At 62.0% G+C, this 25414-nt stretch carries 30 protein-coding genes; 25 read left to right on the forward strand and 5 right to left on the reverse strand.

What is annotated here, in order from left to right:
• Positions 1-12: 12 nt before the first annotated feature.
• The 9 genes from ABH924_RS16325 to ABH924_RS16365 all read left to right on the forward strand — a co-directional run bounded on the left by ABH924_RS16325 (position 13) and on the right by ABH924_RS16365 (position 6497).
• Positions 13-624, forward strand: coding sequence for a hypothetical protein (locus ABH924_RS16325; RefSeq protein ID WP_404500432.1), 612 nt, complete (start codon positions 13-15; stop codon positions 622-624).
• A 20-nt stretch (positions 625-644) separates the two neighbouring features.
• Positions 645-1586, forward strand: coding sequence for a hypothetical protein (locus tag ABH924_RS16330; RefSeq protein WP_404500434.1), 942 nt, complete (start codon positions 645-647; stop codon positions 1584-1586).
• Between the two features lie 76 nt (positions 1587-1662).
• Positions 1663-2196 (forward strand): prepilin peptidase, encoded by a 534-nt coding sequence (locus ABH924_RS16335; protein WP_404500436.1) that lies wholly within the window; start codon positions 1663-1665, stop codon positions 2194-2196.
• Positions 2197-2257: 61 nt separating this feature from the next.
• Entirely contained in the window at positions 2258-2815 is a 558-nt protein-coding gene (locus ABH924_RS16340; protein ID WP_404500438.1) for a hypothetical protein, read from the forward strand.
• On the forward strand, positions 2812-3153 hold the full coding sequence (locus ABH924_RS16345) for a hypothetical protein (protein WP_404500440.1): 342 nt from the start codon (positions 2812-2814) through the stop codon (positions 3151-3153). Before ABH924_RS16340 ends, ABH924_RS16345 begins: the two co-directional genes overlap by 4 nt.
• A 173-nt stretch (positions 3154-3326) precedes the next feature.
• On the forward strand, positions 3327-4286 hold the full coding sequence (gene whiA / locus ABH924_RS16350) for a DNA-binding protein WhiA (protein WP_404500442.1): 960 nt from the start codon (positions 3327-3329) through the stop codon (positions 4284-4286).
• A 187-nt stretch (positions 4287-4473) separates the two neighbouring features.
• Entirely contained in the window at positions 4474-4896 is a 423-nt protein-coding gene (locus ABH924_RS16355) for a hypothetical protein (protein WP_404500444.1), read from the forward strand.
• Positions 4897-5223: 327 nt separating this feature from the next.
• Positions 5224-5349 carry a hypothetical protein gene (locus tag ABH924_RS16360; protein WP_404500446.1) on the forward strand — a complete coding sequence of 42 codons (126 nt, stop codon included), beginning with the start codon at positions 5224-5226 and terminating at the stop codon, positions 5347-5349.
• Between the two features lie 14 nt (positions 5350-5363).
• Positions 5364-6497: a hypothetical protein gene (locus ABH924_RS16365; protein ID WP_404500448.1), complete on the forward strand. Its 1134-nt coding sequence runs from the start codon at positions 5364-5366 to the stop codon at positions 6495-6497.
• Positions 6498-6688: 191 nt separating this feature from the next.
• On the opposite strand, the gene ABH924_RS16370 is transcribed toward ABH924_RS16365, so the two are convergent.
• Both ABH924_RS16370 and ABH924_RS16375 read right to left on the reverse strand, forming a co-directional pair.
• Entirely contained in the window at positions 6689-7600 is a 912-nt protein-coding gene (locus ABH924_RS16370) for a nucleotidyl transferase AbiEii/AbiGii toxin family protein (RefSeq protein ID WP_404500449.1), read from the reverse strand.
• Positions 7597-8289, reverse strand: a complete 693-nt coding sequence (locus ABH924_RS16375) for a type IV toxin-antitoxin system AbiEi family antitoxin domain-containing protein (RefSeq protein WP_404500451.1) — start codon at positions 8287-8289, stop codon at positions 7597-7599. Before ABH924_RS16375 ends, ABH924_RS16370 begins: the two co-directional genes overlap by 4 nt.
• Before the next feature lie 389 nt (positions 8290-8678).
• Here ABH924_RS16375 and ABH924_RS16380 point away from each other — a divergent pair, with 389 nt between their 5' ends.
• Positions 8679-9674 carry a DUF2971 domain-containing protein gene (locus ABH924_RS16380; RefSeq protein WP_404500453.1) on the forward strand — a complete coding sequence of 332 codons (996 nt, stop codon included), beginning with the start codon at positions 8679-8681 and terminating at the stop codon, positions 9672-9674.
• Positions 9675-9741: 67 nt separating this feature from the next.
• Here the strand turns inward: ABH924_RS16380 and ABH924_RS16385 are convergent, their stop codons facing one another.
• Both ABH924_RS16385 and ABH924_RS16390 read right to left on the reverse strand, forming a co-directional pair.
• Positions 9742-9885: a hypothetical protein gene (locus ABH924_RS16385; RefSeq protein WP_404500455.1), complete on the reverse strand. Its 144-nt coding sequence runs from the start codon at positions 9883-9885 to the stop codon at positions 9742-9744.
• Between the two features lie 43 nt (positions 9886-9928).
• Positions 9929-10186: a hypothetical protein gene (locus tag ABH924_RS16390; RefSeq protein WP_404500457.1), complete on the reverse strand. Its 258-nt coding sequence runs from the start codon at positions 10184-10186 to the stop codon at positions 9929-9931.
• Positions 10187-10503: 317 nt separating this feature from the next.
• Between ABH924_RS16390 and ABH924_RS16395 the strand changes: the two genes are divergently transcribed.
• From ABH924_RS16395 to epsC, 7 genes are all read left to right on the forward strand, one after another.
• Entirely contained in the window at positions 10504-11013 is a 510-nt protein-coding gene (locus ABH924_RS16395; protein WP_404500459.1) for a prephenate dehydratase domain-containing protein, read from the forward strand.
• Complete coding sequence (gene ilvE, locus ABH924_RS16400; RefSeq protein ID WP_404500461.1) at positions 11010-11891, forward strand: branched-chain-amino-acid transaminase; 882 nt, start codon at positions 11010-11012, stop codon at positions 11889-11891. The genes ABH924_RS16395 and ilvE overlap by 4 nt, the downstream gene beginning before the upstream one ends.
• A 1-nt stretch (position 11892) precedes the next feature.
• A complete protein-coding gene (locus tag ABH924_RS16405) occupies positions 11893-12612 on the forward strand; it encodes an RraA family protein (protein WP_404500463.1) in 720 nt (239 codons plus the stop codon).
• A gap of 22 nt (positions 12613-12634) precedes the next feature.
• Entirely contained in the window at positions 12635-13300 is a 666-nt protein-coding gene (locus ABH924_RS16410; protein ID WP_404500465.1) for a 2OG-Fe dioxygenase family protein, read from the forward strand.
• 89 nt (positions 13301-13389) lie between these two features.
• Complete coding sequence (locus tag ABH924_RS16415) at positions 13390-13632, forward strand: cupin domain-containing protein (protein ID WP_404500467.1); 243 nt, start codon at positions 13390-13392, stop codon at positions 13630-13632.
• A gap of 43 nt (positions 13633-13675) precedes the next feature.
• On the forward strand, positions 13676-14254 hold the full coding sequence (locus ABH924_RS16420; protein WP_404500469.1) for a LysE family translocator: 579 nt from the start codon (positions 13676-13678) through the stop codon (positions 14252-14254).
• 53 nt (positions 14255-14307) lie between these two features.
• A complete protein-coding gene (epsC, locus tag ABH924_RS16425; RefSeq protein WP_404500471.1) occupies positions 14308-14886 on the forward strand; it encodes a serine O-acetyltransferase EpsC in 579 nt (192 codons plus the stop codon).
• A gap of 249 nt (positions 14887-15135) precedes the next feature.
• On the opposite strand, the gene ABH924_RS16430 is transcribed toward epsC, so the two are convergent.
• A complete protein-coding gene (locus tag ABH924_RS16430) occupies positions 15136-15264 on the reverse strand; it encodes a hypothetical protein (protein ID WP_404500473.1) in 129 nt (42 codons plus the stop codon).
• A 193-nt stretch (positions 15265-15457) separates the two neighbouring features.
• Between ABH924_RS16430 and ABH924_RS16435 the strand changes: the two genes are divergently transcribed.
• The 8 genes from ABH924_RS16435 to ABH924_RS16470 form a co-directional block, all read left to right on the forward strand.
• Positions 15458-15967 carry an exonuclease domain-containing protein gene (locus tag ABH924_RS16435; RefSeq protein WP_404500475.1) on the forward strand — a complete coding sequence of 170 codons (510 nt, stop codon included), beginning with the start codon at positions 15458-15460 and terminating at the stop codon, positions 15965-15967.
• Between the two features lie 223 nt (positions 15968-16190).
• Positions 16191-17372 carry a hypothetical protein gene (locus ABH924_RS16440; RefSeq protein WP_404500477.1) on the forward strand — a complete coding sequence of 394 codons (1182 nt, stop codon included), beginning with the start codon at positions 16191-16193 and terminating at the stop codon, positions 17370-17372.
• A 63-nt stretch (positions 17373-17435) separates the two neighbouring features.
• Entirely contained in the window at positions 17436-17681 is a 246-nt protein-coding gene (locus ABH924_RS16445; RefSeq protein ID WP_404500479.1) for a hypothetical protein, read from the forward strand.
• The gene (locus ABH924_RS16450; protein WP_404500480.1) at positions 17678-18472 is read left to right on the forward strand and encodes a hypothetical protein; all 795 of its coding nucleotides are present in this window, start codon (positions 17678-17680) and stop codon (positions 18470-18472) included. The genes ABH924_RS16445 and ABH924_RS16450 overlap by 4 nt, the downstream gene beginning before the upstream one ends.
• 375 nt (positions 18473-18847) lie before the next feature.
• Complete coding sequence (locus ABH924_RS16455; protein WP_404500482.1) at positions 18848-19180, forward strand: hypothetical protein; 333 nt, start codon at positions 18848-18850, stop codon at positions 19178-19180.
• A gap of 156 nt (positions 19181-19336) precedes the next feature.
• The gene (locus ABH924_RS16460; RefSeq protein ID WP_404500484.1) at positions 19337-19600 is read left to right on the forward strand and encodes a hypothetical protein; all 264 of its coding nucleotides are present in this window, start codon (positions 19337-19339) and stop codon (positions 19598-19600) included.
• A 426-nt stretch (positions 19601-20026) separates the two neighbouring features.
• Positions 20027-25156, forward strand: coding sequence for a hypothetical protein (locus ABH924_RS16465; RefSeq protein ID WP_404500486.1), 5130 nt, complete (start codon positions 20027-20029; stop codon positions 25154-25156).
• The coding region (locus tag ABH924_RS16470; RefSeq protein ID WP_404500488.1) for a hypothetical protein at positions 25153-25414 on the forward strand (262 nt) is incomplete at its 3' end. The genes ABH924_RS16465 and ABH924_RS16470, both read left to right, overlap by 4 nt.

Consider the following 25414-nt stretch of genomic DNA (forward strand, 5'->3'; position numbering starts at 1 on the left):
AGGAACGAAACGATGACACATACAAAGAAAGCCCTGACCACGGCGATACTGCTTACCGTGCTGGCCGTAACCGCCTGCACCCAGCCGGCCCCCAAACCAGGACCCGTCAGCTCCAGCCAGACCGGTTCAGGCACAGCCAGCCCATCCGCCACACCCACCCCGGGAGCGGAAGTCTCCAAACCCGCCACCCCTGAAGAAGCGAAAGCTGCCGCCTGGGACGTAGTCCAGGCCTACTGGGCTCTGGACGATCAGATCATGAAGGAAAAGGGCGCGAACCCGGACCGGATCAAAGCCTTGGCAGTCAACGCCGCCTACGCGGATACAAAAGTCCATGCAGAGGCCGTGGCTAAGGCCCAATTTACGGCCACCGGCAACCGGAAGGTCACCATGATTTCGGCCTACACCTCCGACCTGAAGGGCCAGATCGAGGTCCTCAACGGAAACGTGGGCATGAAGGTCTGCAACGACGTCAACGACATCCATTGGTACAAGCCCGACGGAACCCCTGACCGCCGGCCGGACATCCTCCGGACAACCCTGGATGTTTCGGTCATCTACGACGTCAACCAAGGCGCCTGGCGCGTCGACAGTGTCACCGACCCGAAAGAAGTCAAGCCATGTTGAGGTTGGGCAGGGTCCTGCTCATGGCAGCAGTTGCAGCCCTGTTTGGTTCATTCCTGGCGGTTCTACCGGCCAGCGCCGACGGCACCACCTGTGACAACAGAGGTGTTTGCTCGATCGAAATCCAGAAGCCCGGAACTGGCGGGGGAGGCGGCAGTACTGGCAGCGTCAGCGCGGATCCGGTATCAGGCCTCACACCCGGGCCGACGACGTGCAAGGACGGCGACAGGGACATCCCATGTCAGAAGGACGGATTCAGCTGGGACCCGGGAGCAAGCTGCTACTGGAAGCTCTCCGACCCCCAGAAGGATCCGCCTGCCGGTGAGAGCGCGTCCTCCGGTGCCTGGTACGAATGCTGGTCAAGCGCCTGTGTCATCGGAGCCCCCCAACCGGGCAACCCGGGAAGCATCACTTTTGAGCGTCCTGGTGTCTGCACGATCCCTTCTCGCTGGCTCGGCACGCCCCCTCCGGGGGTCAACAAGCTCACTCCTGCGCAGGCTGCCGCTGCCCTCATCAAGTCATTCCAGTTGAAGGGCATCGAGATAGGCATCGTGCCCTACGACAAGCCCGGCTATGCCGGCAGTGTAGGGCTCCCGGTGTGGATGTGGGCGAAGAACCCGCAGCCGTTGACCACCGGCCCGTACACGAAGAGCGCGACCCTGGGCGGTGTGACAATCACGGCCACCGCGAAAGCCGCAGGAACCTCCTGGAACATGGGCGATGGCCAAATAGTGAACTGCCCCGGTACCGGCACCCCCTGGGACGGGACCGTGAACTCCTCCCCGGACTGCGGCTACCGGTACAGCAAGCAATCCGCAGGACAACCCAATGATTCCTACACGATCACGGCCACCACACAGTGGGTGGTCGACTGGAACGGCGGAGGGCAATCCGGGCAGATCCCGCTCCAGACCAGTTCATCGACGCAGATCCGGATCGGCGAGATCCAGACAATCATCCGCTGAGGATGACCCGGCCCTGCGGGGACATACCACCGGGACGGGTCATTCCCTGGACCATCACAGACCTGGAAAGGAATCCATGGCAAACCTCGCCGCAATGGCCGGCCTCGTCCCCGGGGACGTACCAGGGGCCGGGCATGTCCTGGGATTCCTCGTCTACGCGGCGGCCGCCGGCCTGGGCCTTGTCCTGGCCCTGGTCGACGCCCGGACGAAGCGGCTCCCCAACCGTCTTCTCCTGCCCGCCTACCCAGCCACCGCCGCCGCGCTGCTTCTCTGCACAGCGATGACGGGGGAGTGGGACCGGGCTTTGTGGGCGCTCCTCGGCTGCACCGGCATGTGGATGGCGTTCTACCTCTACGGAATGATCGGTCCCCGCGGGCACCTCGGTTACGGCGATGTGAAGCTCGCCGGCTGGCTGGGCATGCTCCTCGGGTACGCGGCACCCGGAACCCCGGAAATCTTCCTAAGGGCCATCCTGGTCGCGTTCGTCTCAGCCGCCCTGGCCGGGATCATCCTCATTCTCATCCGCCGTCTCACCATCAAAGACTCTATCGCCTTCGGCCCCTTCCTGATCCTTGGAGCCGCCGTCGCCATCGCCCTCCCGGGAATATAAACACCGAACGTCGCCGTCGCTTCCCTACCCCGACCGAATACCGCAGAGAGAAGAAGGAATCATGATGACTCACCACAACAATTTTGTGCCGCCGCCCATCGAGAACCGCAAGCGCGGGCTTGACCTCCTTGAGGAACACGACAGCCTGGCATCACTCGCCGTCGCCGCACACGACCAAGCGGAAGAAAAGCGACGTCATGCAGAAACCGTCCGTGCCTCGAAACAGGAGGAGCTACGTGCCCGGTTCATGCAGCACCGGCTGGAAGACCTTGCTCCCTCAGCCAGCGCCGCCCTTGCCGGACAGTTGGGCATCCCCACCGACCACCGAGTCATCGCTTCCATCCACTGGCAACTTAACCCACAAGAATGGGCGGACGTCACCTTCACCGAAGAGGAAGACAAAATCCGCGCCAGCACGAATTCCGGGACGACCCTCTGGACGACACTCGACGGCATGCCGTTGTCCGTTGCCATCCGGCGCACCGATTCTGGCAACGACTTCAGCTTCTCAACGCGCCCCACCCGGGGCATGACGTCCGGATTCACAGACCTTGCCGGGCTTGGTGCCAATATCGACACCTACAAAAGGAACCACGGGCAGCAGGAGAACGAAGCATGACAACAAATATGCGTAACGTCCTGGCGATTCCCGGATACACGAATCAAAGCATCTGGGGCTATGACGAACCGATGCAGACCTACTTTGCCACTATCTGGGCAGACACAACCTCCGGCGACGACGATCCTGACATCTGGATCAGCGGAATCACACCTATAGAGACAGAGGAAGACCTCGCCGCCAATATCGGTCAGAAACTAGGCCTCCTGACAGAGGATGTCCTGCGCTATATGCACCTATGGGATACAGCCCAGGAAGATGACACCACGGCACGGCTCTCGTGGTGGCAGAGGCTGCTAGGCCGGAACCAGGGCAGTCGAGGACCAACGGAAGTATGAGCATCGTCGATGTTGTACGTGTCAGTCGTTTCCCGGCCTGGAGCGTCGAACCACATCCCTCTCCACAGGGCATTCGGTGTGGGGTGTGACATCGAGGCGGAATCCGGCCAGGTCAATGCGTCCGGCGCACCGGGTCGGCTGCGGACGGTCTACGGAATGGTGAGGGGCGTGTGATGGGGTTGACCATGTTGGTCAAGGCAGAGCTTTCGCGGGTGCAGATCAAGAGTTCTTCGGCCAGGAAGGCCGAAGTCTCGACATTCCTGCGTTTCGCCGGAGGTCTGCACATCCTTCCGGGTCGGCTCATGCTCCAGGCAGAAGCCGAACTAGTTTCCATCGCCCTGCGCATGCAGGCTGCGATCGCTGATCTTTACGGTCACCGGAGCGAGATCCTCAGGATTTCTGCCAGTGGAGGCCAGCCCGGTGGCCGCCATGTTATCCGGATGGTGCACGGCAGCGAAGTCCTGGCCCGTCAGGCTGGTCTGCTGGATAGCCGTGGAAGGCCTGTCCGGGGGCTGCCTCCGGCCGTCGTGAACGGCTCATCCTCCGATGCCGAGGCTGTGTGGCGGGGAGCTTTCCTCGCACAGGGTTCGCTCAGTGAGCCGGGTAAGCTCCCGTTGCTCGGGATCACCTGCCCGGGCCCGGAGGGCGCGCTCGCCCTGGTTGGCACTGCCCGTCGGCTGGGCATCGAGGCCAAAGCCCGCGAAGTGCGCGGCGTGGATCGGGTGATGGTCCGCGACTACGACACGATTGTTGCGCTGTTGACCCGCCTGGGTGCTGATACGAGCCTCTCGAAGTGGCAGGAACAGCCCAGGACCAACGAAATCAAAGCAGGTAGAGCAAACCGCGTCGTGACTTTCGGCGCATCCAATCTGCGGCGATCTGTTCAAGCAGCGCTGCTTGTCAGTGCCCGAGTCGAAAGGGCTCTGGAAATTCTGGGAGACGCTGCTCCAGAGCCCCTCAAACACGCCGGTGAACTCCGGCTCGCCCATCAACAGGCCAGCCTGGACCAACTGGGCAGGCTGGCTGATCCTCCCATGAGCAAAGACACCATCGCGGGACGAATCCGCCGGCTCCTGGTCATCGCGGACAAACACGCCTCGGAATCGAAGATGCCCGTGAAGCTGACCGAATAGTGAAATGGCCCGGTCCGTGATCTTCCACTGCGGGGGTTCGTCGAGATCGAATCGCACACGCCAGGCCACCACGCACAGGGCAGAAGCTGGCCACTGGGCGGGCATGGAAAGCGCCTCAGGGCGGGAGCAACTCTGCATTGTGCAACGCGGGATTGCGCAACTCAGTATTGCGATCTATGGTGTTCGCATGACCACTTGGGAAGAAGTCCTCCGATTTCACAGCAGGGGAGAGGTCTGGCAAAAGGCCGCGGAACGCCTGGAGAACGCGGGGTTCACCCCTGACCAGCTGGCTGAACTCCTGCCCGCCTGGCCATACCTCGACCTCTACCGGCGGGAAAACTGGGAAGCGGCGGGCCTGGACGCCCTCAGTGTGGCTCTCCTTGCCAGTGAAATCGAGGCCCGGGCCGTTTCCATCCGCAGCGATGCCGCGCACCTGCGACAGATGGCCATCAAAGAACTCACTCACGACGAATCCGTGGCCGAAGTCGCCCGCCAGCTCGGCCAGACCCGACAGGCCGTCTCCAGAATCGCCAACGACAAAGCCCCCACCGCCCGGGAAGCTCTCAGGAACGTCTACGGCGAACTCATGGCCAGAAAGGGACGAAAATGAGCACCGAGACCCCTCAGAAGCCCACACATCCCTGGCAGATCAAGGGCGTGATCCGGGCCTGGCTGGCCAGCAGCTCACCGACGCGGGCCTGAAACAGGAAGAACTCGCTTAGGTTCTCGGTCTCAGCATTACTCGAATCGCCCAGCTTGCGGGCAAGGCAAGTACCAGGGCGCAGGCATGGCGGAATCTTGTTGGGCCGCGGGTGTTTTGTCCGACCGTCGTTGTAGGTTTCGAAAGTGTCAATACGTAATCGAAGAATCGTTTAAGGAGTACAGCAATGAACGCAGAGACCATCAACTATCCTCTGACCTTGCCGATGGGAACGGTGTGAAGTACCCGTGCAGGATCATCGACAAGCTGCCTATGGCCGGGTACGTGTTCGTTGAGTACTTCAAGGACAATCGGCCTGTAGTTGAGAATGTGGAAGCCTGGCAGGTGGCTGACGATCGGTAGCCCCAGGCCGGGATATGAACACCGAAGATCGCCAATACAGGACTCTCTCTGTCCATCGGCCGTGGGCCTGGATGATGTGGTCGGCGGAAGCACCGCTCATTACCGAAGATCCCGACCACACCGACCACCGTTCGCCGCGGGAGGTCACTGAGAGCATCGACTGGTCACGGGTCTACCAGGCCGTCCACCGCGCCATCCACGGCATCCCCGTCGAGGCCGGTACGCTCTACACGCCGGTCATCGACGTGAAAGTCCCGGTGGCCCTCACCGAAGCCGAATTCTTGCTGGCCTCAAGCTGGGTCAGCCATGAGATGCCCGTGAGGTATCACTATGAAGATGACCTCATTTTCGAGGGCCGACACAGGCTCTGGGCCAGCAGGGAACACCATGGTGACCGGGGTGTCCCGGTGCTGTCGGAATCCCTTTCATACCTCGGGGACGTCCTGCACGGGAGGGCAGGGACGGACAAGGAGACCACCACGGAATCAATCGCCGCGGCCGCGAGCTGGTGGGACCACAACCCTGACAGGTCCAACTGGGGCGTCACCCGCCCGCACCAGCGCATGCTCGCCCTGGCACACCTTGAACTCACCGCCCCACAACCGGTCTCTCCCGAATGGTTCGATCGACTCTGCAAATGGGACAACCGGATCGAGGTCCTCGCCGGGCTGCACGCCGCCGGACGCACCGACGCCAACCTCCTCAGCGCCGAACTCTACTGGGCCTGGCGATACCAGCAGGACCGCACCAGCATTGCCCCCGAACTGGTCATCAGCATGTTCAGCTGCCTCGGCTTCCGGAACAACAGCAAGCCCGCCAAGCCGCCGTCCGGCACCCTGACCCTCTACCGTGGCGCCACCGAGGAAAACCGTGCCGGCACCGCCTGGACCCTCAACCCGGCCATCGCCCACCACTTCGCCGGTACCCGACAGGGAAACAGGAGAGGGCAGGTCTGGAAAGTCACCGTACCCTCATCCCGTGCTTTGGCCTACCTTTCGGACGAGCAGGAGTTCATCCTTGACCTTGCCGGTCTTGAACACCTCATCAAAAAAGCAGATCCCAGCTCGAGACCAGACCGGATGACCCGCTGGAGGACCAGACACCTGCGCCGAATCCCCTTGTTCGGCAACCACGACCTCGACGTCTGAAACGGAATCTGTGTTGACTTAACTGGTGCCGCCCCCACACTTTTGCTTCGTTTTGGGTCACGGGCCCGTGCTCCGCCGACACCCAACGTTTGAAGCTCTATCTTCACCACGAAGGAATCCGCGCAGCTGCTGCGCCCCGGCCGAAGAATCAGCCTGGCCGATGCCATGACCGCACTGCAAGTGACAAAGCCTCAGTCAGTCCAGCCCTCCGAGGGGTCCCACTTCCCGGTTGCCCTCTCACCGGAGAGTATGGGGTCGAGGCAGGCACTGACGAGGGCAAGGGCTGTTGCGATGTCACGGAATTTCCGTGCAGCCTTTTCTCTGCGGGCTATGGCAGCATAGCCTGCCGACCAGTTGGATCCCGGCTGCTCCAGCTTCGCGGGCAATTCCATCCTTCGTCGTTCGCGTTCCAGGTCGAGAGCCGATCGAAGGTGTTTGGCATCGAGGTTTCGGGTGGTGATGATCAGGGCAAGATCGATGAGGTCGCGGTATCTGGTGGAGACAACTTCCTGCCGCCCGTGAAGTTCATACATCGCGCACACTTTGTCAGCTACCTGGTCAGCCAGCGGGTAGAGAATAAACTCCGGGATGGGGCCAAGCCCGGGTACATTGACCACGGGGTCCGGGCGGACCGTCTCCAGCGTGGCCACTAGTTTCAGATCGAGTGCCAGGTCGATGGGGAACGATCCGTACATGCTGCCGACATAGGCTGTGACCTTGGCTTGTGCTAAAAGGCTGTCCTGGCCGGTGGTCATGGGGCCGTCCACGGTGAACTCTAGGTAGTCCCCATCCTGTGGCGCAGTAAGTTCCCGGAGCTCCGCAATAGCCGATACTGCGTCGAGCCCTCCGCTGCGGTACAGGTCGAGGTCTTTGGAGAACCGGGCCTCGGGCAGTCGCATGAGCAGTCCCGCTCCGCCCTTGAGGATCCACGCCGAGCCGGGATACTGAAAGACCAAGGCGAGGAAGCGCTGGAACAGGAACTCCCGGCGGAGTTCCTCCAGCGGGCGGCCGGTCTCCTTAGACCGGGCCTTGAGCCTGTCTTCCAGTGCCCGCCGGAACGCCGCAGCGGTCGCATACTCCGAAGAACCGTTGACAGCACTCACGTCGTGGATCCTTGTTTGTGGGAGGGGAGCGCATAGAGCCTGGCTAAGGCCTCGGGGACGTCCGCCTGCTCCAGAAGCAGTACAAGGGCTCCCTCACCGTCCCCGGCCACGGCGCCATAGCGGTGCGCGTAAGGCGCCAGCACCTCGGCCAGCCGTGCGCCGTCCACGTTTCCATGGATGATCGCATTCCTGATGATGCCGGCGAGGTGACCCCCGTCCATGTGCTCGGCTGCGAGGTCACCCACGATCTTGGAAGGCGCGGCGACGGGCAGCCCGTCGAGGAGGATCCAGTCTTCCCTATCCATGTGTCGGCAGTGGATTCTTACGTCCGGGTCGCGGGGCTGCTTCCTGGCCGGCACAGTGAACTCCAGCTCGTCGGCTGCGGTGTCCCCGAGGCCCTGGACGTCGGCAGCCGACCGGTGGGAGACGACGGCAGGCGCCGGACCGCGGCGTCGTTCTGCGGCCGTGTGTGCCGGGTCGAGGGCAAGCCACGCCGCCCGCAGCCTGTCCTGGGGGGTCGGTGGCGCGCCGGCGGCACGGTAGACACCGTGCCGGAGGCGTTCCAGACGGCCCTGCTTGGCCATCCGCGCCATGTCCTGCGCACTGAATCCAAGGACGCGGGCTTGGGCTGTTGTGACCATCCCCCACTGCTCCGAGGCAAGATCCGCAAGCTCGGTCGAAGTGACCACAGCAAACACCTCCCTAACTACTGCAATAATACTCCTTAGAATTACTTTTGCAGTACCTAGCGAAGTAGTGGTGGAAACCGCGATTCGTACATCAGAGGAATCCTGACGATGACGGCTTGTGCATCGAAACCCACAGACAACGACCGGCAGCGGCGCGGGCGAGGCGTGGGTGCGACAGCATGTCCGCGGCAGATGGCCCGTCCGGGAGCACACAATATCCGCCCGAGAAATACAAGGCCCCTCAGTCCACTGAGTACAGGACCCGCCGCCTGGTTTGCCGGCGATGCTTTGCCGCCTTGGGAGGGGAGGCAGCCGGTTCGAGCCGGACCAGGGACCAGACAGATCTGCAGGTCCGCCGAGGGCCGTATATTTCGGCCTATTCTTGGCCCATGAGCCCATTCCCCCTTCATCCCGATCCGGACGGATCCCCTGATCTGCTCTCACCGAAGAGCTGGCAGGATAGCACCGTATGGCACTACACGAATGCCGCTGGCCTGGCCGGGATCATCAAGGAAAACGTCCTCTGGGCCAGCTCGACTGCGTTCATGAACGACCAGCACGAACTTCGCACAGGCGCGGAGCAGCTCAAAAGCCTCATCAAACAGCATCAGCATTATCTGGCCCCCGGGATCCTGGCGGACGTCTGCTCAATGGTGCGTTCAGCAACAGCCCAGGACCGGTACAGGACATTCGTCACCTGCGCATGCAAAGATCCCAACAACCTGACAATGTGGCGCAATTACACCGGGCCGGAAGTCGGTTTCGCCGTCGGGCTCGACACCACAAAACCCCTCTCCATGCGGCGGCAGACGGCCATGACCAAGGAGATGGTCGACAAGCTCGGCTTTCAAGACCCATACGACGAACAGGAAGTCTTCGACAACGCACGCCGGGAGCTGGGATCGTTCGCATGGCGGGAGGCCATCTACGACACCGAGGAGCAAAAGGCGATCGCCTGGGGGAGGCTCTTGGAACTCGAGAAAGCCGCCGTCGCACGCTCGAACGGACAACAGGCCGAGCGGCATGAACTTGATGTCATGTACGACATCTATGGCGAGCTCCAGACCTTCAAAAATTCCGGATTCGTGGATGAGCGTGAGATGCGCGTTGTATGCGGGGCAGGCCTTTACACGGACCTCATCTATGTGAAGCACCGCCCAAGCCGATACGGAATCGTCCCTTATGTCGAACTCTGCCTGCCAACAGACCCGAAGATCGAACCAAGCAAGGGCCCGGAACCGGTCCACGAGCTTCCGATTGCCGGGATCATCGGTGGGCCGACCCCTTACCCCGAGGAGGCCGCCACTGGTGCACGTGAACTCCTTCGACGCGTTGGTCGCGAAAACATCCCGGTAATTCCCAGCAAGGTCCCGTTCCGCTGGTAAGAGACCTCGGAGGCATTCCGGGCCGAACTTGCGCTCCGCGATCGGGCAGGAGGGCCGGGAACCGGCGTCACAGCCCTGAGAGCTGGTCGAGCCACTCGGAAATCCTGTCGATGGCACAGAGGAGCCGGAGGACAGCTAGGCCGACGTCGGCTACAGCGGCGAGGCAGAACAGCTCTGCCGGCAACAGCTGATCAAGCCCGAGAACGCTCAACGAAGCGCCAAAATCAGCGCTGAATACCAGCTAGTACATCCGTTCAGTCCTGCGGCCGGGGTCGTTCCTCGGTAGCAACGTCGTCACAACAATCGCTGGCGACGTTGGACCAATGGGCACCTAGCGCGAAGGTTGCGGCTCCGTAGATTGCGCAGATCAAGATCTGCGCAATTACGTGAATCGGGAAGATCACCACCACGAATAGGACGAGCAGGGCGAATATCTCCAGGAGCGACCGGGCAACTAGCCGCCGTTGGTGGTTCGCTGTGAGGCCTTGCCAGGAGCGCGCGATGAACCTCATGAGGAACCTTTTCCAATGGAGTGCTGTCTACGGAAACCCTAAATCTCCGAGAGGGAATGCCGGGCTACGCAATCGAGCCGAAGCTGACATCCGCACGTCGGCACGGCAGAAACTCAAGTCATTTTAGTTAACAATCGTTCAAATTGAGCCATAAATCACCTAGTTTTTCTCGTGGGGGATGAATTTTGGCGTCGCAAGTATCTGGACGAAGGTTCATGGGCTGGGCCCCTTCTCGATCGGTCTCAACACCATGAAACTACTTCGATAAGGATTAGCTTGTGTCAGTAATTGAGAGTAAACCGTCAGATATTCGGATCGTGCATACGTTGGGGCCTGAAGGAACCAACTGCGAAGCGGCCGCGAACCTGTGGATTAGATCGAAGGGACATTCGTCTGCCAAGACGGTCCTCCATGGCACGCTCGAAGAGGCGTTGGACAGGCTGCTGCAGGATCCGGACGGTGCGGTTCTTCTCGGATGCGTCGTGTATCCAAAGCTGCACGAGATCGTTTTCAACAACCTTGATCGCCTGACCCTGGTCGATCAGTTCATCATGCCGACCTTCAACATGCTGTTCGCGTCGCGGGGGCAAGAGGTAGTTCGAACGGCCGCCAGCCATCCGGCACCACTTAGCCTGCTCAACGGTCGCGGTCTAACTGTCACCGAGTCCACCAGCAATTCCAAGGCGGCAGAGCAATGCCGTGAGGGGCTGGTGGACGCGTGCATCACGACACTGCCTGCTGCGGAGGCTTACGACCTGACTGTCCTGGAGGACTTCGGACCCGTTCCCATGGGCTTCACCATTCACGCGCCCAAATCGGCCGCATGAGCACGGTCAGCTGGATTGACGGCTGTCTGGCCGCGGAACCCCTCCATGAGATTTCTCTGTGGAACCACTCCCTTCACTACGGATATGGCGTCTTCGAGGGCATCCGGTCCTACGACGTCGGCGGTGAAGCGCATGTCTTCAGACTCGAAGAACACATCGAAAGACTATGGACGTCATGTCGTGAAATCGGGCTGGAACCCAACGTGACACCGGAGGCGATCACCGACGCCGTCCACCAAGTACTCCAGGCCAACGACTTTGTAGAGGCATACATCCGTCCCATTGTTTACCTGGGAGAGGGTCTGGGAACGCTGCGTGACAGCCGCCCGATCCATACGGCCGTGCTCGCTTGGCAGTGGGACGCCAAAGATGAAAACGGCAGGGCATTCAAGCTTGGCATCTCGCGGTACAGGAGGCCGGATCCTGAAAGCTATCCGGCGTTTGCCAAAGCCACGGGCAATTACCTTTTATCAAAAACTGCGACGCTCTGGGCAGCCCAAAACGGATACGACGATGCCGTGCTGCTTGACCACGAGGGCTTCGTCTCCGAAGCCTCAGCCCAGAACCTCTTCATGGTTTCCGCCGGCAATCTCATCACGCCACCCGAGAACCGGTGCCTGAAGGGGATCACGCGCGCAACGATCATTCAATTAGCACTCTCGGAGGGGTTCGCCGTCCAGGAACGGAACATCGATCCGGCGGAACTCCTGGGCGCCGACGAAATTTTCCTGACCAGCACAGCGTCGGAAGTACTTCCCGTCGAATCAGTCAACGGACAGCGCACCCGTCGGGCAGAAGACCGGCCAGTCACCAACCTGGTGGCGCAGAGATACAAAAACCTCGTTGTAAGCCACCCAGCCCCCTCAAGGAGCAACTGACATGCAGACCGAAGCGCTAGCCGACCTTCACAGCGCGGTCGCGGTGAAGATCCGCGAGCATGGGATCGGGACACCGACCATCTCGGACGTCCTGGATGCCCTGGGCATCCGGGGGTGCGTGCTTGACTCCCGTCTTGGCTTTCTAAACAGCGAGCCAACGACACTGATCCACGGAGCGGCCTACCCCGTGCGGTGGCACCCGGTGCGCAAGGGACCGACCATTACCGCCGCAAGCCCCAGCACCTGGGAAGAGGTCCGGGATTTCATCGTTCCGGAACTAACAGACGGGCGCGGCCAGATCTATGTAGCCGGGTCCGGCCCGCTGATGACCGACGCAGCGATGCTGGGCGGCATGTCAACCACCTACCTCTCGCAAAACCTCCGGTTCGAGGGGATTATCCTCGGCGGAGCGATACGGGACAGGAAAATCATCCAGCACATACCAACCGCAATTGTCGGTACCGGTTTCATTCCCGTCGATTCCCAGGGCGCTTTCGAAGCCGTAAGCGATGTGGATCATTGCATCATCAGCGGAGTCGTTGTCCATCGGGGCGACTGGATCATTGCCGATGGTGACGGCACCGTCATCATCCCCCGCGCCCGGCTAGAGGAAGTCCTCGACAGGAGCGCGGCAATTGAGAACACCGAAGAAGGCATGCTGGGCAAGATCCGCAGCGGCGCCTACCTACCTGAGCTAATAGACACGGTTGGCCGGATTTAACCAAACGATCGAGAGGATCATCATGAACGACCATGTAAAAATCACCACACCGGCACTCGATCTCTACGAGCTTCAAGAGTCTTTTGAGAACATCCCGCTCGACAAGCACTTCGAGGGCGGCTACCGGCACAGGACACAGTCCCGCTTCTCCTTCCAGGACGGTACGATCGTCCGCCTGGAAAATGTCGAGCTGTTCCAGAGCTCGGACATCAACCCGCTCGAAAACTACGGAGGCATCCGCAGGGATTACAACGACCTTCCTGAAGGAATAGAGGACAACGCCTCGTTCAAGGCCCTGATTCAGCACTGGGCGGCGGGAATTGACGCCCCGGCCTTTAATTTTTCCGCACATCAAATCCGGACGCTCGGCGCCGGTCAGCCTGTCCCGGAAGGCCGTCATCGTGACGGCTACGAATACGTTGGGGTGTTCGTCGTCGACAGGCATGACATCACCGACGAATCGGCCCTGACATCAGTCTGGGAAATCGGTACCGACAAGAAGATTGTTGACAACGTCGTACTGCGCCCTGGAGAACTCGTTAGCTTCGATGACAGGCGCGTCATCCACGACGCGTCACCGTTGATCCCGATCAACGAGAGCACCGCGCGCCGGGACGTCATCATCCTGACATATCCCGATCATCGGGAAATTCTCGAACATGGTGAAGTGCCCGAGATCAGGAACTGACCGTGCCTTCCCTGCACACCAGGTCTTCAGATGCCAAGGTTCATCAAGTATTTCCAGGGGCCCACGGACGGTTCGTTCATGGCGCCTCAATGACCGTTGCCACATGGGTTCTCGATGCCGGTTCAGTCATTCCCGAACACCGCCACCCGCACGAACAGATAGTCAATGTCCTCTCCGGGGAATTCCAGATGAAAGTCGGCACAGAGACATTCAACCTTGTGGCCGGCGACGGGCTAGTCATTCCCAGCGACGTACTGCATTCCGGCATCGCAACAACCGAAGTCAGATGTATCGATGTTTTCACCCCGGTACGCGAAGACTATGTAATCTAGCCACCCCCTCTGAAGCCCGGGAGATCCATTGACGATTGCCTCTGTGGGAGCCTTTCTGACGTTTGCATTCGCGGTGTCAATGTCTCCCGGGCCCAACAATGTCTTAGTCGCTTCGCTGGCGGTCGGCAGACCATTCCGTGCCGCGCTACCGGCGATATTCGGCATATCGATCGGGTTCCTCGCGCTACTGGCACTGACAAACACCGGAATCGGGTCGCTGATTCAAAGTGTCCCGGCAGTGTCCTTCGGGCTCAAACTGGTGGGCGCCGCATATCTGCTGTACCTGGCATGGAAGATATTCAGCAGCGACCCTTCAACACCGTCGGCCGCCCCGTCCGCGGCCGGGTTCTGGAAACTCGGTGCCCTTCAGGTGGTAAACCCAAAAGCCTGGCTCATGGCGCTCACAGCGTCAGCCACCTACCCCACGACCCTCGGCGGCGGAATACAAGGCCTTCTCCTCATGGGAGTGCTTTTCACTGTCGTCAACCTCATCTCCAACAGTGCTTGGGCGCTCCTGGGCCAAGGCGGATCCCGACTGATCCGGACCACTGATGGGCTAAAGAATCTGAACCGGATATTTGGCGTTCTTTTGTTACTGTCCGTAGTCATGTTGTTCCTGTGATCACCGGCGTGAACCAGTATGAAGAGCGTGGGTGCCGCTACCGAAGGACCGTAATGTCGATTTTGAAGCTCCTCAAGGAAGACCTGCAGGCCGCCAAAACCCAGGATCCCGCCGCATCTAATCTCGTCGAGGTTGCCTTGGTCTACTCAGGGGTTCACGCGATTTGGAGCCACCGTCTGGCGCACGCACTCTGGCAACGACCGCACCTGAGAGGTCTGGCCCGGGTAATCTCCCAAGTGTCCAAGACGCTCACGGGAATCGAGATTCACCCCGGGGCTACGATCGGACGACGCCTGTTCATCGATCACGGAACGGGCATCGTGGTGGGTGAGACCGCGGAAATAGGTGACGACGTCCTCATGTACCAGGGAGTCACTCTCGGCGGTCGTGCACTGAGCAAGACGAAACGGCACCCCACCATCGGGGATCACGTCATGCTCGGCGCAGGCGCCAAAATCCTGGGCCCCATCACGATCGGCAACGACTCCGCCGTTGGCGCGAACGCCGTCGTCGTCCGTGACGTTCCGCCCCGTTCCGTAGCGATCGGCATTCCCGCAACCTCCCGACGGAAGGACCCAGAAGCGGCTGCGGATCCGAGAACAGATTTCATCGACCCCGCCCTCTTAATATAGATAAGCAGCGTCACGAGCCCACACAGTGCTCGACCCGCGACTGAACCTCGTGTCAGACACAATTGCTCGTTGACCAAAGGATGGTTAGGGAACACTTCTAGACGTCCGAATGCTGTTGGTTCTTTGAGTGGGCAAAGCGGTAGGAGTCGGTGCCTGTTTCAATGATGGTTTCCTTGAACGTCAACCGGATTATGGCGCGATGACGTTCGGGACGTCTCTGAGCCCTGCCGCCTCGAACGCTGACTATCCTTAGTGGCCGGAGAGCCGGTTGATCCACTCCATGATCCTGTCGACGACGCTCAGGAGCCGAAGGACGGCTTCGCCGACGCCGGCGACAACATTCAAAAGGCGCACGATGCGCCGTTGGGTCTGGGACAAGGCGTTCTCCTTGGGTTGAAGGTGTGTGTGCACAGAACTTCTGCTGTGCCTCATCTGGAGTGTGAGGAATGACCCCTTGCTGAAAACCTTGCTGACACGAAACCCGGCCCGGGGGACCCCTTGCTGACAGCTGACCTCTTGTCGACAGATTGCTCCGCGCTCGATGTCAGGGGGTGCGGATACCGTGGCGGGTATGGAGATCGTGTTCATCGACGTGGAAACCACAGGGCTCGGGCCGGCTGCGGAGGTGGTCGAGATTGCAGTCCTGGACGAATCAGGAGCGATGCTTTTCGAGTCGCTGGTATGTCCCTCTGACCCCTGGGGATATATCTGTGAGGAGATCCACGGGATTACCGCCCGGGAACTTGCCTCCGCTCCGGGTTTTTCCATGGTGGCGGCCGAGCTCGGACGCGTGCTCGAGGGCGTGGTGATCGCCGGTCATGGTGTGGCTTTTGACGCCGCGATGATCCAGGCCGGCTACTCCAGGGCCGGCGAGCCTGCACCTTCCTGGTCAGGAACGCTCTGCACCATGGAACTGGCCGCCGAACGGTTCGGACTCGAGGGAAGGATCAGCCTGAGCTCTGCCCTGGCAAGGGCAGGCCTGGTACCCCCGCCCGGCCGGGCACACCGTGCCGGCCGGGATGCCGAGGCCTCGCGCCTCCTGTGGCTCACCCTCGACCGATCCAGGCCCGCTGCGGCTTAAGTACACCCGGCGCCGGCGGCTGTTCCGGAACGGATCCCGCACGGCCACGTCACTTCTTATTGCACACCACATCTTTGGTTTATTTCCTTCTTATTGTTTGGTTGTTGCTTTCCTAGTTCCTCGGGTTGTTGCCCGGTGGAGATTGCCGGGGAAAGTTTCACCTGCACTTTCTACTTTTCCGGGATGTCCCCTACTCCTCATTGGTGGGAGGAAGGAGCCCGTTGTGTGTAGAGGATTGGCCGAGGGCGGTCGCAGGTGCGCGTTCCATGCCGGGACAGCCGGGCGTGCGGCCCACAACGACAGACGCAAGGCAAACAGGGCACTGAAGGCCGAGGCGCTCAAACAAGCTGTTGCCGCGGATCTGCCGCATTCGCTCATCGCACGGATCAAAGCAGCTCCACCGGGTGAAGCGAAGCAGCTGGGGTATGAGTACGGCCTGCTCTCCAACCCTGCCGGCCGGGCGGGGGACGCCACCCCGGCAGCTGGCGTGCCGCCGGTGAAACCAGCTGTTGCCGAGGGGCCACGGCACCGGATCTCCCAACCGGGGCAGGACTTACCATCAGCCCTGCCCTTACCGGCAGATGCGCGGCATCTGGCTTCCGGGAAAAAGGAGACCAACCCACACCCGAAGGCCCCGTCGATGCTTCCGGACAGCGCCTCGGGACTCAGCGATCATGTGCGGAAGAGCATCAGCCACCTGATCGGACTCCAGGGCAATCACGCGGCCGAGCGCCGGCTCCTGGACACGGAAATCAAGTCCGTCGAACGTATCCACGGCGGCGTGAACGACACCCGCAGGGTCGTGCTTTCCGATGGAACGGTGGCGTTTTTCAAAAGCTTCGACGGACTCAACGACGGGTGCGCCCACAGCTACGGCCAGGACGACAGGCTTCAGCCTCTGCATGAGGCCAGTGCCTGGCAACTCGCCAAGAACCTGGGCAGGAACTTCGATGGGATGGTCCCGACCTGCGTAATCCGTGAGGTCGAGGGAAAGATCGGATCGCTGGCGATGATTGCCCCCGGACGCCAGGGTGCCGGGTGGGAAAGGATCCGGGACGCCGAAGTGGACCGCGGCGCCTTCTTCGACAGCCTGGTCGGACAGCAGGACCGGCACCGCTTCAACCTGTTCTCCGGCGACGGGAAAGTCACCCTCATCGACCATGGATTCACCTTCGCTGAACCTGGAGACCAACTGAACCACTCCATCCTGGTCTCCAGCCGGCGCAAACTGCCGGGCCGGGCATCGTTGAAGAAATACGAGCAGTCGGCGTTGAAGAGACTCCTGGCGTCCAGGGACATGCACGGACTCGCCGGGATGCTCACGGAAGGCCGCGCAGTGGCCCTGAGGGACCGCGCGCAGCGCATGCTGGATGGAAACGCTATTCTGCGGCCTGGAGAGTTCTGATCCTTGACCACGGCTGATAAAATAAATCAACTATAGCTTTACTCATTTTTGGAGGTGAGTCGCATGATCGTCGAGTTCCTCAAGCTCACGGATGATGGCCTCGACCAGGTGGTCGCCGCGAAGCTGACCATCCGCGCCGACGGCACCCACGAAATCGAAGGTGACAAGGAGTATGTCCCTCTCGACCTCGATGTACTGCTCGACGGTGCCCGCGTCACCTTCGAGGCCGACCCTCTCACCTGGGCCCGTCACATCGAGACCGAACTGCGGACCCCGTACCTTGTCGCCGTCGTCATTGACGACAAGTGAGTTCCGCAACCGGGGGACTGCCTCCAGTGCTGCCCCTGAGCGTCTACACCCTGCCGGCATTCCTGGCACACCCGGAATTCACGGTGGACGACGTCGCTTCAAGGGTCCTCTCAGCATTGCTTCACGGTACGAGTGCCGGCGCTGATTACCGCGGGCAGCTCGAAGCAGTCGACGCCAGGTTGCGTGGACTCGGCGCCGGCTTCCTGAGGGGACATACCATCCATCTCTTTCCCCGCCAGGCCCTGCATGCAGCGAAAGCAGCAGCGAGGGAACGCGGCGGCATGGTGTCCGCCTCGGCCAGCCGCTTCGAGGCCTCCCTTATCGCCGCCGGATGGGCGGACGGCGCCCCGGGGCCCGTGAGGACGGACGTGCTCGTGAACGGCAAGCGCCGCACTGTCTGGACGGTACCCGCCTATGTCCAGACTCACGCCGGGACCTTCACCCCGGCCGCCCGCGAGCCTGTCGACGCGCTCCGGGCTTTGACTCTCCTGCTTGGTCTTGATTTCACCGCCCGTCTAGCCGGCACCAGCAGGAGTAGTGTCGAGAACTGGCTCTACGCCGGGGTTCCGATAACGGTCGCGCGCAGGCAGCGGCTGATCACCTCTGCGATGATCGCCGAGCTGCTGACCGCTGCGGGGACCCGTGATCCCGTCTTCTGGCTCACCCAGCCATCCAAAGCCCTCCTCCGGGTCAAGGACGTCCCCGGGATCCCGTTGGATGCCCTTGAAGCCGGCGTCGATCACCAGGTACTGCTCTCTGCAGCCCTGCGGAGCTGCGCAGCTTCTCTCTAAAACAACATCAACGGAACATCATCGCGCCCTAAAATTGTTCCCAACTCACCAAAAAATTCTGAGCCTCTCAAATCCTGTTCCACCCCTGGAGGCCTTGCTATTGTTGGGAACTATTGCCTGGGCGGCTCCTGGGTGGAACAGGATGCGATCTGACCTGTTCCGCTTCCTGTTCCACCCAATAAATGCCCTTTTACCTGCGAAAACATAGCTTTTCATTATGGGGTGGAACAGGTGGAACAGGATTTTAGGAATATGTGTCCATATAGGTCAATTTTCATTTCGGTCGCATGTTTGTTCCGCAACGATTTCAGTGGAGGGTTGCCGCGCCCCTCCGTACTTCGGTAGAGTTTCGCTTAAGCGAAGTGGAGGCTATCTATGCTGATTTTCCGGATGGGCCGGGAGAAACTCCTGCCTGCAAATGACAAACTCGGTCGAATCTATATGGGCTATCGGGATGGCCTGACTCAGCAGGAATGCTGGGACCGGACCAGAGGCTTGTGGAAACTCGACGAAAGCCGCGCCCTGGTGCAGGAGGAAGCCGCCATCGTCGACCCGGACTGGACCGTCCGAGCCGTTGCCCGGATTACCGGTATAACCAAGCACGGGGAGTTCCGCGCCGTCGAAGGCGATGTCATCGTAAACCATCCCCTCGTCGGGACAGCCTGGCCGACCCCAAGCACGTCCAGAAACAGCATCAGCTACCAGTAATCAAGGGGGAGAAGAAGATGGGAAGAAATTTTCCAGCGCAGTTGCCACATCCGGCGATTCCGCCGTACTCCCATGAGGCATGGAGATGCTGCGACACGACACGCCCGTCAATCGGAATACGGGTACCAGAAACTCTGAGCGTGCTAGGAATAGGGCATGGCTGAAGCTGCTAACACCACACCACCTCGCGGCCCCGGGCGGCCGTCGAAGGGTGATCGCCGCCTCCTCAAGACTCGAGTCCCTGAGGAGCATGTCGCCGTTTACGAAAAAGAGCGCCAAAAACTCGGTCTGGACTGGACCGACTGGATTGCCTACAAACTGGCCACTGCAGAAGGCCTTGAACTCCCGGATTATCTGCGTAACGTGGTTCCGCTTAAGCAGCGTGAGACCGGTACTGAGGGCGGTGCTGTGGCCGTGTAAGACAAGAAAAAGCGCCTTGCTGCTTTGGCTAGCAGCCGGCGCTTCCTCTGATATGGGAATCGTTTCGGGTGGCACCGAACGATTCTTGTGCAACTCCTCGGGCGGACAACCCTTGAAGTCGAGTAAAGCTAATTTCTAGTCCCGAAATTAGATCCCGTTTCCTATAAAGAAAAGGTTACCTGTCTTTGAAGATACAGCAGTTGGCTGTTTTTCGTCTAGGTTGCGCTTCGGCGTGGCCTGTGGCGATGACGCTGTCTGCGTGCCCGGCCGTGATCGGAGGGTGCATAGATGGCTGAATCACGCGCCCGGGCCTCGGTTGACCGGGTTTGGGAAGCCGGCAACCGGATGGGTCTCAATCCCACCAAACGTTCCGATGACTTTCACCTTGTTTGCCCCTTGCACGGGGACCGCGACCCTTCACTTCACGTGACTTGGAAACCCGACGACGAGGGCTTCACCCTCCTGCATTGCTTTGGCTGCCACGCGCCGCAGCGTGACTTGGCCGAAGCACTGGGCTTGTCCTTGTCCGATCTCTTCGACAACCCCAAGCCCTACACTCCCGATTCGGCACGGATCCTGCAGCGGAAGAAGCAGCGGGGTCCTCGCCTCAGCCCGCTGCCGCCTCGCCGCTCCCTTCCTCCGGGCCTTGATCTGTCCCGTCTCAACTGGACAGAAACAGCCGTGTACCCATACACCGACGCCGACGGGACCGTGGTCCAGCAGGTCGTCCGCGAAGAAGCCCACGACGGAAACGGCAGGCGCCACAAGCAGATCTCCCAGCGCTACATCAAGCCGACGGGCGGCGTTGTCAAACGCAAGCCGGCCGGGTTCACCCCCACCTTGTACTGCCTGCCCGACATGCTCCAGGCGATCGCTGACGGCGTGCCGGTGTGGATTGTCGAGGGTGAGAAGGACGCAGACACCGCCCGCGCACAGGGCCTGGCCGCCACAACGAACGCCGGAGGTGCTGGTCAATTCCCGCTGGGCACCGCCAATCTCTTCTCCGGCGCCGACGTCGTGATCGTGGTCGATCAGGACAAAGCCGGCTACGAACGCGGCGACCAGCTCGCGGGAGCGCTGGGCCCGTTCGTGCGGAGCCTCATGCTTCTCCTGCCTGCGCTCGATGACCCGAAAGCAGACCTCACCGACCACTTCGAGGCCGGCCACGGTGTGGATGACTTCGTCCAGGTCACCCCTGCAGAGATGCACCTGCTGGCACTTGCGGAAGGCGTCCGCCACGCCGCAAGCCGGGTGACTGAATGCGAGCAGGAGATCTCGGCCTGGTTGGGATCCCCCGAAGCGAAGGACGGCGTCAGCGACGGTGTCCGCAAGGCCGTCGGACGATGGGCCGAAGAATCCCATCTGCGCTGGGGCCGGGCCGCCGAAGCAGCCAAGGTCGCGCTCAAGGAAGCCGCACCGATTCCTGGCGAGCGGGCCCGCCGCGTCGAGGCAGCCATCATCGCTGCGGTTTCCCAGTCAGGGGACGCGGCACGCCTCTGCTACGCGGCCGCGGAACTTAGAACTCCCGGTGACCTGAGCCGCACCATGAACCAGGCGCCGGCGGCCCACCCGGATGAGCACGTCCCGGCTGAAAGTGGTACGTCCCCCCGGCTTGAGCTCGCTGGCAGCGGGGGCGAGCCCCCGGTCTTCGACGGCAACACCTTCATCGAAGGCGACGACGGGCGCAAGAACATCGAGGCCCGCTATGTCGTCCGCCAGGGAAAGACCGTGCAGGTGCGCTGGACCAAGGTCGACGGGGAGTATGTCCCCACTTTCACCACCGTGATACACGGCTGGGCCGAAATCGACCAGGTCCTCGTCGCCGACGACGGCCACGACCAGGAATCAACCAGACCCGACACCCGCTGGGTCGGCACGTTCTACCGCTGGGCACGCACCCCCGAGGGTAATCCCGCGTTCGATGACGATTCCCGCCCGGTGCTCGAGTCCGAAGCTTTCAGCTGGGGACCTGAGGAGCTGCGCAGCGGAGCCTGGATCAACCATCTCCCGTGGCCGGGGTTGCTGGAGTCAGCGACTGCGAAGGGCAAAGACCAGGCGATGCAGGCATTGCTGCGTGCCCGGCCGGCCCCGGCCCAGCGCACTCCGATCTACACCGCGACCGGGTGGCGGAAATCCGACACCGGGTCTTTCTTCGTTCACGCCGCCGGTGCCCTCGCCAAGGGTGGGACCATCCCGGTAAAGACCGAACTTCCCGGTCCTTTCGAGGTCTACACCTTCCCGGATCCGTGCACCGATCCCTCCGAACTTCGCCGGGTCTTCGACACGGGCATTGCCCCGCTGCTGGATCTGCCGCCGCGTATCGTTGCCCCCTTGCTGGGCATTACCTGGCGCTCCTTCCTGAAGCCTGTACGGATCATCGCCCACCTGGCCGGCGGCCCCGGATCGGGCAAAACCGCCCTGGCACGCGCCATGATCCACCACGCCGCCCCCTCACTTTCCTACGCGGGGGAGCGCCGGGAGATCCTTTCCGGTTCCAACAAAGGTGCGACGGTTCTTGGTTTGATCAGGGCCCTTGAGCCGCTGTCCCACCTTCCTACCTGGATCGATGACTTCACCGCAGACGGTGACCTCAAGCGTGCCCAGCAAAAACTCGATGAGCTCATACGTGCCCACTACAACGCCACCGGCCGTGTGGTGAGCTCCCGCGAGGGAACCGTCAAGGCATCCCGGCCCTCCCAGGCCACCGTCATCACCACCGCGGAGTTCGCCCCGAGCGGTTCGGCCGCGACCCGCGCCCTGGTCATCCCCGTCAACAACGGCGACATCAGAGACCCGAAACAGACCTTCGCCGACATCGAACGCAGCGACCGTAAGTCAGCAAGAAACCTCGTCGCTGCCACGCTGATTACCTGGCTCATCGAGCACCGCGACCGGTTGCTGGCCGAAGAAGAGGCGATCGTCTCTGATTACGGCCACCCCGAGAACCTGAACGGCTACTGGTCGGCCCGGGCTGAGGCCCTTCCCCACACCGACGGGGCGAAGGGGCGCATGGTCGAGGCCGCGTCGGAGGCTGAGGCCGGCGTGCGCACGATGATGGCAATGCTCGTTGACCGGGGCGGAGCAACAGCGGCAGAAGCCTCCCAGTTCATCGACTGGGCACGTGAGGGCATCTGGGCGTCCCTGCAGATGCAGGACGCCTCCTCCGGGGACGCCGGCGAGCAGCTGATCGCGCACCTGCGTGAGGCGCTCAGCTCCCAGGCCGGACACCTGGCCACACCCCACGGCGTACACCCGGCCGAACCCCTCGGCATGGGCTGGATGCTCCGCGGCACCAACCCGATCGACGGCATCTACGTCCCGATGGGACCACGGCTGGGTATTCTGCGGGAGAACATGGTCATGCTCCTGCCGAACATCTGCATCCGTGCCGCACGGCAGGTAGCGGCCGGCGCGGATCTGACCTTCGCCGAAACGGCGACGTCGATCTCCTCAAGCTTCCTCTCACACGGCTGGATCGCCCCCGACGCCCAGGGCGCCCGCTGCGTTGCCCGGCGGATCAACGGGGTCAAAACCCGTGTCTGGGAGATTCCGCTCGAGGTGCTCACCGGCCCGGAGGACGACGGCCCGGACACCCTGCCGTTCCCGGTCAACCCCTTCGCCCCCCACGATGACGCACCCTCCGGCGGAACACCTGCCGCACCGGCCGTGCCCTCTGCGCCGGCCGCTTCCGGTGGTATGTCCCCGCAAGCGCCGGCGGCGGCGGTGGCCCTGGACAGGCGCCGCATGGATGCCGAAGGAATGGAAGGCACCGCATCACCTCTGGCAACGCCAACGGCCTGCGTCATGTGCATGAGGCCGGTGCTTCAGCTGATCAATGGTTCCGCGATCTGCTGGTCCGATTGGCGCACCTCCACCGAGGAGAACCGGGCGTTCGCCACAATCCGCCTGGAGGAGGCCAAAACCCGCCAGAACATACTGTCCCCCGCAGAGTCCCTGCACGGGACAGAAACGGCCCAGGAGCCCTCCCCTGAGCCTCTCCAGCACGACGTCGCCGAAGAGCCAACCGACGACGCTGCGGTCACGACTCAACGGGATACGACGAAAGGCTACGACTTCGCCCAGGCCGTCCTGGACGCTGACGGGCTGTGGACGCCCGACGGCGTCCGTCACGAGCTCGAACCTTGGCCACGCCACGCCGGCGACGTCGCCGCGCTGGCCGGCAGGTTCAACCTGGGCGCCCGGATCAGCTCCTACCGCTCCGGGTCGGTGACAAAGTGGCTCACGACCCGAGGGGCAATCTGGATCACCGCGGCCGCGGCCGAGCGACTGGACATCCCGGTCGACAAGCTTTCGGATTCCCCGAGCATGCGGGCCAGCGAACTGACCAAGCTCACCACCAACCACTCCTCGTTGCTCGCGGCTATCGAAGACGGCTGGACAATCGGCGGCAAGACCTGCGCCTACACAGCCTGGACCCGGGTCTACCGTCGCCAGGAGGGCGCCGTTCTCGCCATGATCCCGGTCCTGGACGGAAAGGACTCCCGCTCCTACCCGATCATCGGAGCGCCCGTCCCCGGGCCCGCGGTCATCGCCAAACGCCTCGAGCTCTTCTCCAAGTCCCTCGGTCACCCCCTGCTCATGGGCTCCTCGTCCACGGGCATGGACCTCATGTTCGCCCTGCCGAGCAAGAAGAACCGTGACGAATACTTCAAGCCCTCCAAGCTCATTGACCGTGTCTACGAGAGCCGGCTGCCCGAGCCTGAGATCTCCTGGAGCCGCAAGCCCACCGAGGCAGAGGCCGGCAACCTCTACGTTCATGGCTATGACCGTTCCGGCTCCTACCTGGCAGGTACGAAGTCTGCGATCCTGCCAGTCGGGGACCCGACCCATCACCCCGATGGCTGCGCGTTCGATGAGAAGACCCCCGGTTACTGGCGCATCCAATGGGCCGATTTTGGGGACTGGCGGATTCCAAACCCGGTTTTCCCTGTCCAGGCCGGCCACCCGGACAGCCTCTGGGTCACAACACCGACCCTCGCCCTTGCCGTTGCCAACGATTTCGTACCAACGATCTTGGAGGCCTACACCTGGAACGGCTCCCGGATCCTCGACGGCTGGGCCGACCGTTGCAGCCGCGCCTTGAACCTCCTCGGGGAAAGTACCGACCCCGACGCCACCCCGACCCGCAACCAGGTAAAGCGTGTTTACACCGAGACCATCGGCATGATGAACTCGATCCACCTCGCCCGCCGCGGCGGGGACGGCTATGCCCCCGAGCGCCGGGACACGATCATCGGCCGCTCCAAAGCGAACCTGCTCCGACGCGTGATCAAAATAGGAAACGACTACGGCCACTGGCCAGTCGCGATCGGCACCGACTCGATCGTCTACACCAGCTCCGAACCCGACCCGATCAAGGCCTGGCCAGGCGACCATGCCTGGCTGGGCCGCAAACTCGGCCAGTACCACCACATCGGCTCCGCACTCCTCTCAGAGCACCTCGAGCACCTCACCGGCCACGGATACCGGGGCCTCGAACACCTCAAAGAGAGCACGGGCCAACTGCAAGACGGAAACATTGAGGAAAGCGCGTGAGCGAGAAACAGGCGGGCGTCGCCGGGGCACGCAAGGCTCTCTTCGGGTTCTTCACCGGCAGGGAGGGCGACGTCTCAGGCAAGCCCGCCGGCGAAGGAGTCGAACACGGTGTCGACATCTCCGGTGACCTGCACAACCAGCTCATCGCCGCATACGGCACGAACCGACGCGGGGGAGTAGACACTGCCAAAGCCGCAAAGAGCCTCGGCGTCACCCAGCGCGCGGTCAACTACTGGCTCTCAGGGAAGTACCGTCCCA

Source organism: Arthrobacter sp. GAS37 (assembly GCF_044908325.1).
GTDB classification, from domain to species: domain Bacteria; phylum Actinomycetota; class Actinomycetes; order Actinomycetales; family Micrococcaceae; genus Arthrobacter; species Arthrobacter ramosus.